This window comes from Pseudomonas syringae (genome assembly GCF_023278085.1).
Classification (GTDB): Bacteria; Pseudomonadota; Gammaproteobacteria; order Pseudomonadales; family Pseudomonadaceae; genus Aquipseudomonas; species Aquipseudomonas syringae_Q.
The window spans coordinates 2,702,191-2,720,138 of the sequence record NZ_CP066265.1; the positions used below are offsets into that span (position 1 = coordinate 2,702,191).

Here is a 17,948-nt window from a genome sequence, read left to right on the forward strand (position 1 = left end):
AGTCGCCTCTTGAATACCGTCCCTCACGCTACGGACGCCACGGTGTTAGCCCGTGCCGCGTCCAAGGTGAAACGCCACGTGCTGCCGCTGTTCGTGGTGATGTTCATCGTTAACTATATCGACCGGGTCAACATCGGTTTTGTACGCAGTCATCTGGAAACCGATCTGGGCATTGGTGCTGCGGCCTATGGGCTGGGCGCAGGCTTGTTCTTTGTCGGTTACGCGCTGTTTGAAGTGCCGTCCAACATGCTGCTGCAACGTTATGGCGCCCGCGCCTGGCTGACCCGCATCATGTTTACCTGGGGCGCAGCGGCCATGGCGATGGCCTTCGTGCAGGGCGAAACCAGCTTCTATGTACTGCGCTTTATCCTGGGTGCAGCTGAAGCAGGCTTCTTTCCAGGCATTATTTATTACTTCACGCAGTGGCTTCCTTCGGCTGATCGCGGCAAGGCCATGGCGCTGTTTCTCAGCGGTTCTGCGATCGCTTCGGTGATCTCCGGGCCGGTATCGGGCGCGCTGCTGGGCGTGGAAGGGTTGAACCTGCACGGCTGGCAATGGATGTTCCTGATCGAAGGCTTCGCCTCCATCGTGCTGTGCGGCTTTGTCTGGTTCTGGTTGCAGTCACACCCCCACGAAGCGACCTGGCTCAGCGATGAAGAAAAAACCGCGCTGACCAGCGCCATTGCCGAAGAACAACGGCTGCGCGAAGCCACGCAGACTGTGCGGCCGACCCTGTTCAGGTTGCTGGCGGACCGCCAAATCATGCTGTTCTGCTTCATCTATTTTTCGATAGCCCTGACCATTTACGGCGCCACGTTCTGGCTGCCGAGCATGATCCGCAAGATGGGCAGTTTCAGCGACTTCGAGGTTGGGCTGTTCAATTCGGTGCCGTGGATCATCTCGATTGTCGCCATGTACGGCTTTGCCGCCCTCGCCGCACGCTTCAAGCACCAACAGGCATGGGTCGCCATCACGCTGGTGATCGCTTCGCTCGGCATGTTCATGTCCACCATTGGCGGGCCTGTCTTCGCGTTTGTTGCCATCTGTTTCGCTGCGATTGGCTTCAAGGCTGCATCGGCGCTGTTCTGGCCGATCCCGCAGGGCTACCTGGATGCGCGCATCGCCGCGGCGGTCATCGCGCTGATCAATTCCATCGGCAACCTCGGCGGCTTCGTCGCGCCCACGACCTTCGGCTTTCTGGAGCAGACCACTGGCTCCATTGAGGGCGGGCTGTATGGACTGGCCGCCACTTCGCTGCTGGCTGCCGTGGTGATCTTCTTTGCACGTACCACCCCGCGAGGTGACACGCGCCACCCGCCGAAAGCCGGGTTGACCGGGCCGCACACTGCCGCCCCGCTCGCTACCCCTTCCAGCCTCAAGCCCTGACTCCCCGGGAGACGCCCTTTGAAAATCACACGTGTGACCGTGACCCCTATCGCCTTTCGCGACCCGCCGCTGCTCAACGCCAGCGGTATCCACGAACCCTTTGCTCTGCGCTCGATCATCGAGGTAGAGACCGACAATGGCTACATCGGCCTCGGTGAAAGCTACGGCGATGCACCTGCACTGGCGATTCAGCAACAGGTGCAGAACCAGTTGCTCGGCCTTGACCCCTTTAACCTCAACCAGTTGCGCAGCATCGTGCAGGCCACCGTTGCGGCCCACAAACCGGCCAGCCTGGCCGGTGCCGAACTGGCGCCAGGCTCGCATGCCAGCAAAGCGGTGAGCAATGCCTACTCGGCGTTCGAGGTCGCGTTTCTGGACGTGCAGGCACGCTCCATGAACCTGCCGTTGGTGGACCTGCTGGGTGGTGCAGTTCGCGAACAGATCCCTTTCAGCGCCTACCTGTTCTTCAAGTATGCGCAGCACGCCGATGCGCCCTACAAGCCGGACAGCTGGGGCGAAGCGCTGAACGAGGAACAGATCGTCGCGCAGGCCCGGCGCATGATCGAGACCTACGGTTTCAAGAGCATCAAACTCAAGGCCGGCGCACTGCGACCGGAACACGAAGTGTCGTGCATCAAGGCGTTGAAAAAGGCCTTTCCCGGCTATCCGCTGCGCATCGATCCCAACGGCAACTGGTCGCTGGAAACCTCGATTCGCATGGCGGAACTGCTGGGTGATGATTTGCAATACTACGAAGATCCGACCCCAGGCCTGGACGGCATGTCCGAACTGCACAAGCGCACCGGCCTGCCGCTGGCGACCAACATGGTGGTCACCGATTTCGACGAATTCCGCCGTAGCGTGTCCCTCGACAGCGTGCAGATCGTGCTCGCCGACCACCATTACTGGGGCGGCCTGCGCGACACCCAGACGCTGGCGAAAATGTGCGACACCTTTGGCCTCGGCGTCTCGATGCACTCTAATTCGCACCTGGGCATCAGCCTCATGGCCATGGCCCACGTGGCAGCCTCAGTACCCAATCTGGATTACGCCTGCGACACGCACTACCCATGGCAGGAACCGGACGAGGAAGTCATCAAAGGCGGCAAACTGCCGATTGTCGACGGGTGCGTCAGCATCACCCGCGCTCCCGGCCTGGGCCTTGAGCTGGATTACGACCAGTTGGGCAAGCTCAATGACCAGTACCACAGCTGCGGCATTCGTCAGCGCGATGATGTGAAGCAGATGCAGAAGTACCAGCCGGACTGGAAGGCGGTAAAGCCGAGGTATTGAGCATCTGCCGCGAGGAGATACGCTGGACGGCAACACAGCCCGTCCAGCATCACGCAAGCTGCGCTGTGATCAAGGCAAGGGATCAAACTTCAAGTCGGTGAGGCTTTGCACCTTGTCTTCACGGGTCATCTTGTATTCGGTGTTCGGGCCGATCCAGTTTGCCCAGATCGCATCGATTTCGCCTGCCGCCTCCATCGCGTACAGCGATTCATTGACCTTGGCCAGAAATGCCGGCTCGCCCTGACGCATGCCTGCGCCGATAGGCTCCAGCGCCATGGGCTCCTTGGCGATTGCCAGCTCTACACCGCTGGCCTTGGCCTGCCCGACCAGTTTGATCGCGGTCATGGTGTTGGTGACCAGACCCACGACCTTGTTTTGCTGCAACGCCATGTACGCGGAACCGGTGTCCTGGAAAGTCACTGGTGTTGCGTCAGCCAGACGGATCGACTGCTCCGAAGTAGAGCCTTTGGTCGAACTGATGCGCTTGCCCTTGAAGAACGACTTTGGCTGATCAGCGTTGGCGGCGCGCACCACCAGCGTTTCCTTGGCAATGTAGTACGGGTCACTGAACTGGATCTGATCGGCGCGGCTCCTGGTGTAGGCCAGGTTGGCGAAAATCACGTCCACACGGCCCATTTTCACTTCCGGAATACGCGCTTCGACCGACAATGGCTTAAGCTCCAGCTCGACACCCATGTGCCTGGCCAAGGCTTTGCACAGGTCGACATCCATGCCCACCAGCTCACGGGTTTTCGGGTCCGGTGCCGAAAACGGCGGCACGTCGGCATACACGCCGCAACTCAGGCTCTTTTTGCTCATCACATCGCTGAGCTGATCCGCGTGGGCAACGGCAACAGCCAGTGGCGACAACGCCAGTGCAGCCAGCAAAGACTTCATACGCATGGTGAGACTCCTGAAAACTGATTGAGTGATTCGGTTAAGTCAGTGCCTGTGCTCAATGGCTGCGCAGGTCGGAAATGAAGCGCTGTGCGCGGGGGTGGCTCGGTTGCTGAAAGAACGCTTCAGGGCTGGATTTTTCGAGGATCTGCCCTGCGTCCATGAACCAGATGGTGTCGGCCACCTCGCGGGCGAAGTTCATCTCATGGGTGACGCACATCATGGTCATGCCTTCTTTGGCCAGGCCTTTCATCACGCTGAGCACTTCCCCGACCATTTCCGGGTCAAGGGCGCTGGTGGGTTCATGGAACAGCATCACTGGCGGCTCCATAGCCAGCGCGCGGGCAATCGCCACGCGCTGCTGCTGACCACCGGATAACTGCGCCGGGTAGGCGCCGGCCTTGTGGGCCAGGCCTACTCTGTCCAGCAATTCCATGGCCCTTGCTCGTGCTTCGCTGCTTTTGAGACCGCGCACCTTGGTCGGAGTCAGGATGATGTTGTCGAGCACCGACAGGTGCGGAAACAGGTTGAAGCTCTGGAACACGAAGCCCACGCGACTGCGCAGTCGATTGACGTTCGCGTCGGTGCCGTTCACGTCGTGGCCGTCAAACAGGATCTGCCCCTGTTGAACGTCTTCCAGGCGGTTGACGGTGCGGATCAGTGTCGATTTTCCGGAACCCGAGGGTCCGCACAGCACCACCACTTCGCCGCGCTGTACTTCGGCAGTGATCTCGGTCAGGGCCTGGTACTCGCCATACCATTTGTTGATCCTGGAAAACATGATCATTGGATGCATGGGGCAACCCTCATTTATCGGTGGTCAAAGGCCGGGCAGCAGGTGCAGGCGCAGCGCTGCCCTCCCGCTTGCGGGCAATTCGCTGCTCGACACTCCCGGCCAGACGGGTCAGGCCGTAGCACAGCACGTAATAGGTGACCGCCAGAATGAAGAACACCTGAAACGGCTTGGTCAGCAGCTGGTTGTTGATCTGATTGGCGGCAAAGGTCACTTCCTGGACGTTAATGACATAGCCCAATGAGGTTTCCTTGATGATCGAAATGAACTGGCTGATCAGGCTCGGCAAGGCGTTGTACAGCGCCTGCGGCAGGATCACCCAGACCGTGGTGCGCATGTAGCCCATGCCCAGTGCGCGGGACGCTTCGTACTGACCGGTCGGCAAAGCCTGAATGGCTCCGCGAATGATTTCGCACAGGTACGCACTCTGATACACCACCAGTGTGCAGAGCATGGTGGTAAAGCCGGTGATGTTATGGCCGATCAGCAAAGGGACCAGAAAATAGGTCCAGAAAATCACCATCAGCAACGGAATACCGCGCATCACGTAAACCCAGACCGTCGCCGGATAGCGCAGCCAGCGCCACGGCGAAACCCGCGCCAGTGACAGCAACAACCCGAGCGGGAACGCCAGCAACAGCGCCAATGCCGCCAGAACCAGCGTCGACACCAGCCCGCCCATAGGGCCGTGCGGGTATTGGCCGACCAGCAGCAGGGTCCAGTTATCGCGAACAATCGTGAATACATCGAACATCGTCGCCTACCTCGCCATGGCTTTGCTGAAATGCCGGGCCAGCAACGCCCCCAGGCCCATCAACAGCAGTGAAATGGCCAGATAGACCACGGTTGCGACCAGGTACGCCTCGAAGGTACGGAAGGTGTAGTTCTCGACCTCGCGGGTGGCATAAGTGAGCTCGACTACGCCGATGGCCATGACCAGGCTGGTGTTCTTGAACAGCAAGACCGTGTGATTGATCAACGAAGGCAGGCAGTTGCGAACGCCCTGCGGCAGGATCACGTAACGCATCGAACGCACGTAACCCAGGCCCAGCGCACGCGAAGCTTCGACCTGCCCGGCCGGAATGGCGCGCAGGCCGCTGCGGATGTCTTCACTGAAATAGGCGGCCTGGCACAGCCCCAGCGCGATCACCGAGAACAGGTACTCGGTGCTGTAGTTGGACAGCCAGATCTGCGTGCTCTCGGACAGCAGCGTCGGGATACCGAAGTACCAGAGCATCAATTGCACCAGCGTTGGCACATTGCGGTGGTAGGACACGTAGGCAGCGACCAGACGCTCGGCATATCGGTTGCCGGTCAGGCGAACCGACACCAACAGCAAGGCAATCGCCATGGCCAGGCACCAGGCGAAAAATGCCAGTTGCAGGGTCGTTTCTATGCCCTTGACGATCAGCTCGGCGTACTCGCCTTGCAGGATCGCTGAAAGATCGAATTTACTGGTCATGGTTGTTCCCATAGACATTCAGTCAGGGCAGAAGCAAGGCGCCGACTGGATCGGCGCGGGTATGACGTGGCGGCTCAAGCCGCTCTCGTGACCGGGGCTGCTCGCCTCAGCCTTCATAGTCCTGTGGGCGCGCAGTCGAGAGCCCGCCCGGCACCTGAAGCGTCGGGGTGATTTCCATATGGCCGATGTTGACGGCGATGGGCGCGGCGATCACATAGGCGATGGCGTCGGCAATGTCCTTGGCCACCGGCAGCTCGTAGCCCTCGATGAAGCGCTGGCGTACTTCTTCGGAGTCGCCGTGTACATGGGCAAAAATATCTGTCGCCACGCGACCGGGGCAGATTTCAGTGACGCGCACGCGCTTGCCGAAGGCATCGATGCGCAACTGACGGGACAGCATGCTTACCGCAGCCTTGGTGGCGTGGTAGGTGGAGTTGCCGCCGAAGTTGTAGGCGGCGGCAATCGAGCTGATGTTGATGATGTGCCCGCAGTCACGCTCGACCATGCCCGGCAACGAAAGCCTGGCGATCTGCAGCACGGCGCGCAGGTTCACATCAATCAGCAAGTCGATGCCTTCAGCGTCGGCCTTGAGCAGCGAGCCGGGCCGGTCGACCCCGGCATTGTTGACCACGACATCGAACTGCTGCGCCTGAAACAAGGCCGTCAGACCGGCCAGATCCGTCACATCGATGGCGTGGGCAATGCAGCCAGTGCGCTCAGCCAGCGCCGCCAGCTTGTCCGCACTGCGCGCCAAAGCGTGAACCTGCAGGCCTTCGGCACACAGGCGTTCGACGACCGCTTCACCAATGCCGGAGGAAGCGCCGGTGACCAGCGCGGTTTTGTAATCGGAAAAAGGCATAGGGAGGTTTCCTTGAATAAGCTTCGATCGGTCGCGCATCGTTCAACGCCGATCGCCTTGTACTGGACTTTAACCAGCGTCATGGGCAGCGACCAAGACGCAATGGTTGTGTGGCGATAAGCTGCACTTATGACCCGAGCAGCTGTGAAACGGGGGTAATGACGCCGCCCTGCCCTTCGATGCTTTGCCGGATGCTGCGCGCAAGCTCCACGGCGCCCGGCGTGTCGCCATGCAGCAAGATTGATTGGGCATTGACCGCCACGCGCTTGCCGCTGAGGGTCGTGACGGTGCCGTCCTGCAGCAATTGTGCGACCCTGGCCCGGACCTGCTCCGGGTCCTTGACCACCGCACCGGCAATACCGCGCGGCACCAGCAGGCAGTGCTCGTCGTAGGCGCGGTCGGCCAGAAAGGTCGTCGCCACCCTCAGGTTGCAGGCCGCGGCGGCCTGCTCGATGGCGATGCTGCTGGATGAGCTGATGATCATCTGCGGGTCAAAACCGGCGACCGCTTTTACCAACGGCCCGGCCAGTTCGGCATCGGCCGCAGCCATATTGCCCAGCGCACCGTGAAAACTCATGTGCGTGACGCGGTAACCGGCAGCGGCTGCAAGGCCCGCCAGCGCGCCAAGTTGATACACCACCATGGCGCACAACTCCTTGAGCTCGATGTTCATTCTGCGGCGGCCGAAACCCTGCAGATCAGGAAAGCCGACATGTGCGCCGAGATCGATACCCAGCGCCTTGGCGCGACGCACCGTGCTGTCCATGATCAACGGATCACCGGCATGAAAACCACAGGCTACGTTGGCCGAGGAGATCAATTGCATCAACGCCTCGTCCTCGCCCATGGTCCAGGGCCCGAAGCCCTCGCCCAGATCAGCATTCAGATCGATACGCATTGCGTCATTCCTCCAGTTCAATCAGCGGCTGGCCATAACCGACTCGCTCATGTTCAGCAGCCAGGAAACGCACCACGCGCCCTGCCTTATCGCTACGCACCGGCAGATACAGCAGGCCGATGCGCAACAGCCCGAGCAACTGCCCGACAACAACGGCATCGCCCGGCTTCACGTAGCTGCTTTTTTCGTCAGGATGACTGGCTACAAATACGCCGGGATTGTCGGCAGCGATTACCCGAGCAACGGTCGGAGCCTGCTCGACTGCGACCCGCACATCAGGTCCGCACCTGCTTGCATCCGGGCACACACCGCGCCGGATCAACAACTCGAACCCTGGCCGTTTCAGCTCCAGCACCGTCAGGCCCGCGTCACGAATCCAGCCTGCCAGCTGGCGAATGTCATTGATGTCCATCAGCTGTGTCCTTGCAGGCCGCGCAGCGCAAGCAGGCGCCGGGCGTCTTCGATGAAGGCGTGATTGGTGTCCAGTGCCTCGACGGCCTCTTCATAGCTGCATTGCACGAAGCGCACCTTGCTGCCGATGGGGGCCTGGCCGAGGCGCCACAGGTCCGCTTCGATAACCGTCGCAAACTTGGGATAGCCGCCGCTGGGTTGTGCGTCGCGCATTTGCACGATCGGCTGCCCGCCATGGGGCACCTGAATCACGCCGGGTACGATGCCGTGAGAGCGGATTTCCAGCGCCTCCCGCGCCAGCAGCGGCGTGCCTTCCATGCGATAACCGTAACGGTTGCTTTGCGTGGTGATTTTCCATTCACCGGCAAAAAATGTTTCCTGAGCCTCGACGCTGAAACAGTCGAACTCGGCCGCGGGCAGCACCCGTATGGCGTGCAGACCGTCAAGCATCAATGGCAGCGCCGTCACAGCCGATTCCACGCCAAAGTCACCAAGGCGCGGTTCATGGGCGGCACCCGCAGGAATCAGATCCCCTTGCTGCAAGGCGCGGCCCTGCCAACCGCCGAATTCACCCCGCAACTGAGTGCTGCGCGAGCCCAGTACCATGGGCACATCAATGCCCCCGGCGAGGCACAGATAGGCGCGACTGCCGGTGGTCGGGTAACTCAGCTTCAACACCTGATCCTTGCGGGCATGGGCAACCCAGTTGCCCGGCAGCCGTTGGCCATCCAGCCGCGCCGCGCAGGCAGCACCGGTAATCGCAAACGTACAGTCTTCAACAAAACGCACTTCGAACGGGAACAGCGGTATTTCAATTCCCGCCGCGTCCTCTTCATTGCCCAGCAACAGATTGCCCAGGCGTAGCGATAACGTATCCATGGCACCCGAGGTGCCGACGCCATAGCCCAGGCTGCCATGTCGGCCCAGATCCTGAACGGTGGCCAGCGCGGTGGCGCTGATAACTTCGATCATCGAATGATCCTCTCGATGCGCAAGCGCAGTTGATCGCCGGGTTGCAAAAGCGCCGGCGGGTGCTGCCCAGCGTCAAAGAACACCATGTCCGTGCGCCCTATCGTGTTCCAGCCACTGGGGCCTGCCGAGGCAGAAATACCGGTCTGGATGCCGCCGATGGACACCGACCCGGCACCGATGTCGAGCACCGGCACCTTGCGTCGAGGGGTTGCCAGACGCGGGTCCATACCGCCCAGATAGCAATAACCGGGGTGGCTGCCCAAGGCGTAAACCGGGTACAGCGGCTCGCAATGCAGGTTGGCGATGGTCTCGATGTCCAGGCCGGTATGGGCGATGACATCGACCATGTGCGGGCCGCCGTCACCGCCGTAGACCACCGGCAACTCGATGATCCGGCCCTGCAACGGTAACGGCTGGCATTGCTCCCAGGCTTCCAGCAAACGGGTGTGCAGCCCGTTCAGATCCCGTGGCGGGGTCTCGAAGGTCAGCATCAGATTGTTCATGCCCGGCACGGCTTCACGCACCTGGGGCCAGTCCTTGCTCATGCTCGCCAACGCCCAGATGCGTTGTTGCGGCGCCAGATCCAGCTCGCCGGGTGCTTCGAACAGCAAGGCGGTGGTGCCGAGCAAGGTGATTCGTGGCGGTGACTGCAATACGGTCATGGGTGGCTCCTTGTCTGCAACCAGCGCTCCAGGTGGTGAATATCCATACCGCCCTTGCAGAACACCGGGTCCTGCAGAATGTCGCGATGCAATGCGATATTGGTGGAGATACCCTCGACGTGCATTTCACTCAGCGCCAGGCGCATACGCGCCAACGCTTCATCACGGCTGGCGCCATGAGTAATCACTTTCGCCACCATCGAATCGTAATAAGGCGGGACGCGGTAACCGTGGCTGACATGCGAGTCAACCCGCACACCGAAGCCACCGGGGATCTGCCAGCGGGTCACCTGCCCCGGCGTCGGCATGAAGCTGCGCGGGTCTTCGGCGTTGATTCGGCATTCCAGTGAATGGCCGGATACGCTGACGTCGGCCTGACTGAAGCTCAGGCGCTCGCCCATCGCCATGCGAATCTGCTGCTGGACGATGTCGATACCGGAGGTCATTTCGGTAACGGGGTGCTCGACCTGCAAGCGGGTATTCATTTCGATGAAGTAAAACTCGCCGTGCTCGAAAAGGAATTCGAACGTGCCTACGCCCTGATAACCGATCTGTCGGCATGCCTGGGCACAACGCTCGCCTACCCGGCTCATCAAGGCCGCGTCGATGCCAGGTGCCGGCGCCTCTTCCAGCACTTTCTGATGACGGCGCTGCATCGAGCAGTCTCGCGAGCCGAGCCAGACCGCGTTGCCATACGCATCGCACAACACCTGAATCTCGACGTGGCGCGGCTGGCCGAGAAATTTCTCGATATACAACTCAGGATTGCCAAACGCACGGCGTGCTTCCTCGCTGGTCAGCGCGATGGCATCGAGCAGCTGAGATTCTTCATGAACCACGCGCATGCCACGTCCTCCGCCACCGCCTGCGGCTTTGACGATGACCGGGTAACCGATGTCGCGGGCAATCGCCAGAATGCTTTGCGGGTCGGCGGGCATGCTGCTGTCCGGGCCCGGAACACACGGCACGCCAGCCTCACGCATCGCCCGTTTGGCCGCGACCTTGTCGCCCATCACCCGAATACACGCGGCGCTGGGGCCGATGAAGGTCAGACCAGCCTGCTCGATGCGCTCGGCGAACGCCGCATTTTCGGACAGAAAACCATAACCGGGGTGGATCGCCTGAGCGCCGGTCAACTGTGCGGCGTACAGCACCGCCGCCTGATTCAGATAGCTCTGCCCCGGCGCCGCAGGTCCGATGCACAGTGCATCGTCGGCCTGCTGCACGTAACTGGCGTCGCGATCCGCTTCTGAATAAACCGCAACCGTCTTCAGCCCGAGGCCCTTGCAGGCGCGCTGTATACGCAAGGCTATTTCACCGCGATTGGCGATCAAGACTGTATCGAACATCAAAAACCCCTCTAGAACCCAGGATGGCAGCGCAAGCCGTTCAACCGATAGTGAACAGCGCCTGACCGGCCTGAACTTCTTCGCCGTTGGCAACCAGAATGGCGCTCACAACCCCCGCCATTTCAGCCTTGACCGGGTGAAACATCTTCATCGCTTCAACCACCGCCAGGGTCTGGCCCACTTCGACCTGCGTGCCAACGGCAACGAAAGGCGGCTGATCCGGTGCCGGAGTCAGGTGCAACACCCCGTACAGCGAAGCGCAAGCCTGCCCGGCGGGCTTAGCGGCTGGTGGTTGCGAAGCAGCAGTGGCCTTGGCTGCAGGTGTGACGACCGGGAGCGAAACAACGGGAGCGGCGTGACTGGCAACTTGAGCGTGCTCGCGCAGCAAACGTAGCTGCGTGTCACCCTCGCAAAGGCTGAGCTCGCTGAGATCCGATTCAGCCATCAGGTCGATAAGTGCTTTGATACGTTCCGGCTTCATGCAACGGCCCTTGCCTGGCAAAAGAAATGTGGCTGAGGGCAATGTAACGAGCGCGGTTTTTGACCGCCAAGACGGTTTGGCTGTGGGGTGATAAGCCCCCCTTATGACCCGCTCAGGTCATTGGCTGCGCCGATTGCCACGCATTTCAGCGACCAGTTCCAGCAGGATCGCCTTGACCGCTTGCGCGGGGACGGACAGTGGCAAGTGACCTGAAAGGCACAGCGCCAGAGGTGCTTCGATCTCGGGCTCGATAATGCGGCTCAGGTGGACCGCATGGGTGTCGGCGAGAACCCGCGCGGCGGATTCGGGAAGAATGGTTGAACCGAAACGGTCAGCCACCGCTGCCGCCAGGGTCGTCGATGATTCGATTTCCGCCACCACCCGGGCACTGCGTTCGATGCGCAGGAATGCCTCGTCCACCAGACGGCGGATGGTGTTATAGGTGCGCGGCAGCAGCAAATCGATGTCGGCCAACTCGGCCAGCGGGATTTCCTCGCATCCCTGAAGCATGTCTTCTGCGCTGACCAGATACAGCTGCTCGCGTATCAATGGCACAAAGCTCAGGCCGTGTACTTCGCGCCCCCCATAAAGTACTGCCATGTCCATACGCCCGTTCATGATCAGTTCACTGAGGGTGGTGCCGAAGTTTTCATTGAGGTACAGCAGAATGCCCGGATGCCGCTCGCGCACCCGTTTGAGCAGCGGCAGCGACAGCGTCGACGCAGCTGTGCCCGGCGCCAGTCCGACCGATACCGGGCCTGACAGCGCGAGCCCGCTGGCGTTGACGTCGCTTTGCGCCTGCTCGCACTGACGCAGAATGACCTGAGCGTGACCGTACAGCACCTTCCCCGCTTCGGTCGGGGTCACGCCGCGCTTGGTGCGGATCAGCAATTGTTGCTGCAGCTCTGCTTCCAGGGTCACCAGTTGCTGACTCAACGCAGGCTGAGCGATGTGCAGCACATCGGCGGCCTGGGTCAGGCTGCCGATGTCGACGATTTTCACGAAATATTTCAAACGGCGAAGGTTCAAGGTGTTGCGCTCCAAGGTCACGACTCCGCTGTCTCAGCAAGACACAGGCCAGCTCTGTGGAAAGTGCGGCGAACCCGGTCATAAGCAATGGTTATGTCACCAGCATGCGATTACCGTGTTACCCCCCGCAACCATTGGACCGCTCGATTTTGGTGCGAGGCTGCTTCATCTCCGGTCATAAGCACTGCCTATCAACCCAGAACAAACTCGTCTTATGGGCTGCCCGTCGCAGGCTCGTAACGTATTCCTCGTCAAGGCCATCAACGAGGAATGCCAACGTGACCGCATCTCGCATCGCTGCCCGCGTGCTCCGCATCAAACCATCGCCAAGCAGTGCTGCTGCCGACCGGGCCAATGAACTGCGGCGCGCTGGCAAGTCGATCATCAATCTGGTGGTCGGCGAGCCGGACTTCGACACGCCTGCGCACATTCGTCAGGCAGCTTGCGCCGCCATCGAGAACGGTGAAACGCGCTACACACTCAACGCTGGCACCGCAGCGCTGCGCGAGGCTATTGCAGCCAAACTGCAGCGCGAAAACGGCCTGACCTACGCGCCCGGCCAGATCGTGGTCACCAGCGGTGCGAAGGCTGCCATCTTCAATGCTTTCGCGGCGACATTGGGTGTCGACGATGAAGTACTGATTCCTGCGCCTTACTGGGTGTCGTACCCGGACATGGTGCTGGCGTGCGACGGTCGCCCTGTCACCCTGGCATGCCCGGAAGAAAACCAGTTCAAGCTGACTGCCGCGCAACTGCGCAATGCGATCACTCCGCGCACCCGCTGGCTGCTGCTCAACTCGCCGAGCAACCCGACCGGCGCGACCTACAGCGCAGCCGAATGGCGCGCGCTGGCCGACGTACTGCTCGACTACCCGGACGTGCTGGTCATGACCGATGACATCTACGAGCACATCCGCTACGACGACACACCGCTCAGCCACCTGCTCACTGTCGAGCCCGCGTTGCGCGAACGCGTGCTGATCATCAACGGCGTCTCCAAGACCTACGCCATGACCGGCTGGCGTATCGGCTACGCTGCTGGCCCCGCAGATATCATCAGTGCGATGGCAACCCTGCAATCGCAATCCACCAGCAACGCCTGCTCCGTGAGCCAGGCCGCTGCAGTGGCAGCACTCAACGGTGATCAGTCATTTGTCGACGAAAGCGTCAAGGTCTACAAGCAGCGTCGCGATCGCTGCCTGGCGCTGATCAATGCGATTGACGGCCTGAGCTGCATCAAGCCGGAAGGCGCGTTCTATCTGTACGTCAATTGCGGCGCGCTGATCGGCAAGCGCACGCCATCGGGCGCATTGCTGGAGGCCGACACCGACGTGGTCCTGTACCTGCTGGAAAGTCAGGGCGTCGCCGTTGTAGCGGGCACCGCGTATGGCCTGGCGCCGTTTTTCAGAATGTCGACCGCGACCGCCATCGAGACCCTTGAAAGCGGCTGTGCGCGCATTGCGACCGCTGTCGCTGCGTTGCGCTGAGCGCATTCACATGACGACGCCGAGCCATCCAGCCCTGACCTTCAAACAGGCCCTGCTGGCCATGCTCGGCATTTCACTGGTGCTGATGCTCTCGGCACTCGACCAGACCGTGATCGGCAACGCGCTGCCCAGCATCGTCTCGGAACTCAACGGTTTCGAGCTGTACGCCTGGGTCGCTACCGGTTATCTGCTGGCCTCCATTGTGACCATCCCGATCTTCGGCCGGCTGGGCGACTTCTATGGGCGCAAACCCTTCGTGCTTGCAGCCACAGTGATATTTACCCTGGCCTCGCTGGTCTGCGCGCTGGCAGACAGCATGCTGACGCTGGTGATCGGCCGCGCCATGCAAGGCATTGGTGGCGGAATGCTGATCGGTACGGCGTTCGCCTGCGTGCCGGAACTGTTTCCCGACACCCGTCAGCGGCTGCGCTGGCAGGTGCTGCTCAGCGCCATGTTCAGCGTGGTCAATGCCATCGGCCCGGGGCTGGGCGGTTATCTGACAGGCGAGTTTGGCTGGCGCTCGGTGTTCTGGCTGAATCTGCCATTGGGCATGATCGCCCTGTTCTTTGCCTGGCGTTTTCTGCCGTGGTATCGCCCGCAGCCTGCGGGGCCGATCCGTCTGGACTGGATCGGTGCGGTATTGATCGTCCTGAGCCTGGGCAGCCTGCAACTGTTCGTCGAATGGCTCGGTCAGCGTCCCTTGGCAATCAGCCTGCTGTGCGGCGCGGTCACGGTTATCGCCTTGACGGGCCTCTGGTTCCAGGAACGCCGTTGCGCGTTTGCGTTGCTGCCCGCCGGGCTGTTTGCCAACCGCAGCATCCGCCTGCTGTTCATCACGTCGCTGCTGGCCGGCGCGATCATGTTTACCTTGCTGTTCTACCTGCCACTGTTGTTGCAGGGCAGTTACGGCTACTCGCCGCAAGACGCTGGCCTGCTGCTGACACCGCTGGCCCTGAGTATCACCCTGGGCGCGATCGTCAATAGCCGGATCATGACGCGGCTGAGCAATCCAAATCTGCTGCCGACCGCCGGTTTCATCGCCCTGTCCATTGCCTGCGCGGCACTGGCGATGGTCGGACTGCAGGCCGGTTTCTCGACCCTGTTGTTGCTCATTCTGCTGGCGGGCCTGGGGCTGGGCTTCATTCTGCTCAATCTTACCGTGTTCACCCAGACCCTTGCCGAGCGCCAGTACCTCGGCATCGCCACGGCGCTGACCCAATCTTTACGACTGGTCGGCGGATTGCTCGGCACGGCGGCCATCGGCGTGCTGGTCAAATGGCTGTACCTGGCCAACCTGCACAGTGCCCTGGCCTCGGCGGGCCAGCTACAGGCCATGCCGCACCTGGTTGACCCTCAGGTGCTGTTGCAGCACCTGCCTGTGAGTAACGATGCCACCTTGCTGTTGGCCCGCACCGCCCTCGCTCACGCAGTCGGCACCGCGCTGTTGCTCTGCGCCGGGCTTGGCGTCGTGGCGTTGTTCACGCTTTACCGGTTGCCTCGCGTCACGCTGTATCAGGCGTCAACCGCTGCACCCCATCCTGTTGAACAACACCTGCCTGACAAATAACAAGAAACCTGACTGCCGTCTGACTCTGCCTCTCACAACACTTAACTACAGCATGAGGATGAACCCGATGGAGCGTATCAATCGCGCCACCACTTTCGTTGCGGGCTTTTGTGGCCTGCTGATCGCGCAACAGAGCTACGGCGAAGGCTTTCTGGAAGACAGCAAGGCCAGTATTCTGGCGCGCAACTTCTTCAGCAATGCAGACAATCGCAGCGGCGCAGCCGATCCCAACTACACCCAGGAATGGGGACAGGGCTTCATGCTCAACTACCAGTCCGGCTACACACCGGGCACCGTCGGCTTCGGCGTCGACGCGCTCGGCCAGTTGGGCATCCGCCTGGACTCGGGCAAAGGCCGCCATTACAACCCGCAAAGTACCGCGTTCAATGGCAACATTTTCCCGACTGACAGCGATGGCCGCGCAGTCGACGAGTTCAGCAGCCTGGGCGCAACACTCAAGGCACGCGTCTCCAAAACCGAGCTGAAGTACGGGACGCTGGTGCCCATGTTGCCGGTGGTGATGTCCACCGACCGTATGCTGCAACAAACCTTTCGTGGCGGGCAGATTCAGTCTGGCGACGTGAAGGACTTCACGTTCACCGCGGGTCAGCTGGAACATGTCATGGGCCGCGGTTCGACCAATCAGATGGGCATGTCGATTCCTGGCGCAAACAACCCGCTGACCGGTGAGTTCGTCAACACGTTCTATTACGCGGGCGTCGATTACAAACCGACCAAAGACCTGACCTTGCAGTATTACTACGGCAACCTGGAGAACTTCTATAAGCAGAACTTTCTGGGCCTGAAATACGACATGCAACTCGGTCCCGGCACGTTGCGCACCGACCTGCGCCACTTCGACAACCGCTCGGACGGCGCCAACGGCCACGATCCATCGTTCTACACCGTGGGCTATTACGGTAATGGTGTGACCAAAGGTGAAGTCGACAGCCGCCTGTCCAGCGCGCAGTTCACCTATCTAATCGACGGCCACACCTTGGCTGCCGGTTATCAGGCAGTGACCGGCGACAGTGACGCTGTCTGGCTGAATCAGGGTGATGGATCAACGGCCTACTTCATGACCGAATCAATGATCGGCAAATTCCAGCGCGCCGGAGAACGCACCTGGCAGGTTCGCTATGGCTATGACTTCGCCAGACTGGGCGTACCGGGTCTCAACTTCCTGGCGATGTATGAAAGCGGCTCGAATATCCAGACCTCCGACGGCGACAAGAAGGAATGGGAGCGCAACGTGACCCTGAGTTACGTGGTGCAGTCCGGCCCGGCGAAAAACCTCAGCGTTGCCCTGCGCCACGCGCAACTGCGCACCGAGTTCGCCAGCCAGCGTGATTCCGATGAGCATCGGATTATCGTGAGTTACCCGATCAATATTTTCTGAAGCAGGCTGGGCAGCAGATACAAAACGTGTCTGCTGCCTGATGCAGGCTGTTCAGCTCTTCATCGACATTACCGCAGCCTGTTTTGCCTGAGTGTCTGACATGCTGCCATTGTTTGACGCTTTCTCCAGCGCCGCATTGGCGGTCATGAGCCCGGCATTCAGCCCGGCAAGGGCCGTTTGCAGTGAACCAGCCTTAACCTGTCTGGCTTGCGGAGACAGGCTACCATCGGCCATCACTGCCTGCAGTTCAGCCATTTTTTCAGCGATCTGCTGCTTCAACTCGCGAATCCGGATCAACGTGTCCTTGACGTTACCCGGCAGATCGCTCTCTTTGATATCGCGGTTTGGATCGCTGTCAGCCGCAGCTTTGGTGATGCCTGCACTCGACAGAGAAACTTTAACGCTCGCTGGAGCCGCCGCCGTTGCCGAGCCCGTCGATGCCGCGCTCGCCTGATCTGCGGACTCTGCTTTGGCAGCATCCTTGAGCAATGAAAGCTCACTGCCACTCAAAGTCTTTGTGTTGATAGTCAGCATGTGAGCGTCTCTCAAGTACGGATTGAAAAGTGTATCGGCAATGATACATATCTCTTGAAAGATGTTGCCCATCATACGTTTAACGGTGTTCCAGGCATTCCTTCTGGTGTCAGGGCTCGGATGTACCGGGCCCTGACACCGACTCAGTTCGATACCGGATCGAGGAATATCAGTTGCGGCGCTTCTGCAAACAACTCGCCGCTGGCGGCGGCAAACTGTTGATAGTGTGACGTAGCAACATGCGCATCAAGAGCCGCCTGGTCCTTGAAACATTCACGCATGTAGAACGTTCCCGGCTCATCGCGCTTTTCGAATAATACGTACTCGATATTCCCCGGCTCTGTTCGGGTTGGCGACACCAGTGCCGATAACGCGTCTTTCAATGCCGATTCTTTACCTGCTTTGGCTTTCAGTACCGCGATCAAGACTACTTGCTTTGTCTGTGCACTCACTGTCCATTCTCCACTGT

The 17,948-nt window shown here is 60.6% G+C and carries 19 protein-coding genes; 5 read left to right on the forward strand and 14 right to left on the reverse strand.

The features are described 5' to 3' along the window. Positions 1–42 precede the first annotated feature (42 nt). Both I9H07_RS11935 and I9H07_RS11940 read left to right on the forward strand, forming a co-directional pair. A complete protein-coding gene (locus tag I9H07_RS11935; RefSeq protein WP_024674410.1) occupies positions 43–1,386 on the forward strand; it encodes an MFS transporter in 1,344 nt (447 codons plus the stop codon). Between the two features lie 18 nt (positions 1,387–1,404). Further along, positions 1,405–2,679: a glucarate dehydratase family protein gene (locus tag I9H07_RS11940; protein ID WP_058393048.1), complete on the forward strand. Its 1,275-nt coding sequence runs from the start codon at positions 1,405–1,407 to the stop codon at positions 2,677–2,679. Between the two features lie 69 nt (positions 2,680–2,748). Here the strand turns inward: I9H07_RS11940 and I9H07_RS11945 are convergent, their stop codons facing one another. The 12 genes from I9H07_RS11945 to nac form a co-directional block, all read right to left on the reverse strand. Next, complete coding sequence (locus I9H07_RS11945; RefSeq protein WP_024674408.1) at positions 2,749–3,582, reverse strand: ABC transporter substrate-binding protein; 834 nt, start codon at positions 3,580–3,582, stop codon at positions 2,749–2,751. Positions 3,583–3,634: 52 nt separating this feature from the next. After that, a complete protein-coding gene (locus tag I9H07_RS11950; RefSeq protein WP_236425222.1) occupies positions 3,635–4,363 on the reverse strand; it encodes an amino acid ABC transporter ATP-binding protein in 729 nt (242 codons plus the stop codon). 19 nt (positions 4,364–4,382) lie between these two features. Next, the gene (locus tag I9H07_RS11955) at positions 4,383–5,123 is read right to left on the reverse strand and encodes an amino acid ABC transporter permease (protein WP_024674406.1); all 741 of its coding nucleotides are present in this window, start codon (positions 5,121–5,123) and stop codon (positions 4,383–4,385) included. Positions 5,124–5,129: 6 nt separating this feature from the next. After that, complete coding sequence (locus tag I9H07_RS11960) at positions 5,130–5,831, reverse strand: amino acid ABC transporter permease (protein WP_024674405.1); 702 nt, start codon at positions 5,829–5,831, stop codon at positions 5,130–5,132. 106 nt (positions 5,832–5,937) lie between these two features. Continuing rightward, complete coding sequence (locus tag I9H07_RS11965; RefSeq protein WP_058393044.1) at positions 5,938–6,690, reverse strand: SDR family oxidoreductase; 753 nt, start codon at positions 6,688–6,690, stop codon at positions 5,938–5,940. A gap of 127 nt (positions 6,691–6,817) precedes the next feature. Further along, positions 6,818–7,588 (reverse strand): 5-oxoprolinase subunit PxpA, encoded by a 771-nt coding sequence (locus I9H07_RS11970; protein WP_236425398.1) that lies wholly within the window; start codon positions 7,586–7,588, stop codon positions 6,818–6,820. A 4-nt stretch (positions 7,589–7,592) separates the two neighbouring features. Continuing rightward, a complete protein-coding gene (locus I9H07_RS11975; RefSeq protein WP_236425397.1) occupies positions 7,593–8,000 on the reverse strand; it encodes a biotin/lipoyl-containing protein in 408 nt (135 codons plus the stop codon). Then, entirely contained in the window at positions 8,000–8,971 is a 972-nt protein-coding gene (locus tag I9H07_RS11980; protein WP_058823450.1) for a biotin-dependent carboxyltransferase family protein, read from the reverse strand. The genes I9H07_RS11975 and I9H07_RS11980 overlap by 1 nt, the downstream gene beginning before the upstream one ends. Then, positions 8,968–9,633, reverse strand: a complete 666-nt coding sequence (gene pxpB / locus I9H07_RS11985; RefSeq protein ID WP_058823451.1) for a 5-oxoprolinase subunit PxpB — start codon at positions 9,631–9,633, stop codon at positions 8,968–8,970. Before pxpB ends, I9H07_RS11980 begins: the two co-directional genes overlap by 4 nt. Continuing rightward, positions 9,630–10,982 carry an acetyl-CoA carboxylase biotin carboxylase subunit gene (gene accC, locus I9H07_RS11990; RefSeq protein WP_236425396.1) on the reverse strand — a complete coding sequence of 451 codons (1,353 nt, stop codon included), beginning with the start codon at positions 10,980–10,982 and terminating at the stop codon, positions 9,630–9,632. Before accC ends, pxpB begins: the two co-directional genes overlap by 4 nt. Positions 10,983–11,022: 40 nt before the next feature. After that, the gene (locus tag I9H07_RS11995) at positions 11,023–11,463 is read right to left on the reverse strand and encodes an acetyl-CoA carboxylase biotin carboxyl carrier protein (RefSeq protein ID WP_058823453.1); all 441 of its coding nucleotides are present in this window, start codon (positions 11,461–11,463) and stop codon (positions 11,023–11,025) included. A gap of 117 nt (positions 11,464–11,580) precedes the next feature. After that, the gene (gene nac / locus I9H07_RS12000) at positions 11,581–12,492 is read right to left on the reverse strand and encodes a nitrogen assimilation transcriptional regulator NAC (protein ID WP_236425395.1); all 912 of its coding nucleotides are present in this window, start codon (positions 12,490–12,492) and stop codon (positions 11,581–11,583) included. Between the two features lie 278 nt (positions 12,493–12,770). Here nac and I9H07_RS12005 point away from each other — a divergent pair, with 278 nt between their 5' ends. The 3 genes from I9H07_RS12005 to I9H07_RS12015 all read left to right on the forward strand — a co-directional run bounded on the left by I9H07_RS12005 (position 12,771) and on the right by I9H07_RS12015 (position 16,945). Continuing rightward, the gene (locus tag I9H07_RS12005) at positions 12,771–13,979 is read left to right on the forward strand and encodes an aspartate transaminase (RefSeq protein ID WP_024674396.1); all 1,209 of its coding nucleotides are present in this window, start codon (positions 12,771–12,773) and stop codon (positions 13,977–13,979) included. Positions 13,980–13,989: 10 nt separating this feature from the next. Next, on the forward strand, positions 13,990–15,546 hold the full coding sequence (locus I9H07_RS12010) for an MFS transporter (RefSeq protein WP_236425394.1): 1,557 nt from the start codon (positions 13,990–13,992) through the stop codon (positions 15,544–15,546). Positions 15,547–15,613: 67 nt separating this feature from the next. Then, positions 15,614–16,945, forward strand: a complete 1,332-nt coding sequence (locus I9H07_RS12015) for an OprD family porin (protein WP_236425393.1) — start codon at positions 15,614–15,616, stop codon at positions 16,943–16,945. Between the two features lie 51 nt (positions 16,946–16,996). Here I9H07_RS12015 and I9H07_RS12020 read toward each other — a convergent pair whose 3' ends face one another. Both I9H07_RS12020 and I9H07_RS12025 read right to left on the reverse strand, forming a co-directional pair. Then, positions 16,997–17,554, reverse strand: a complete 558-nt coding sequence (locus I9H07_RS12020; protein ID WP_236425392.1) for a hypothetical protein — start codon at positions 17,552–17,554, stop codon at positions 16,997–16,999. A 68-nt stretch (positions 17,555–17,622) separates the two neighbouring features. Further along, on the reverse strand, positions 17,623–17,931 hold the full coding sequence (locus I9H07_RS12025) for a putative quinol monooxygenase (protein ID WP_236425391.1): 309 nt from the start codon (positions 17,929–17,931) through the stop codon (positions 17,623–17,625). Positions 17,932–17,948 lie beyond the last annotated feature (17 nt).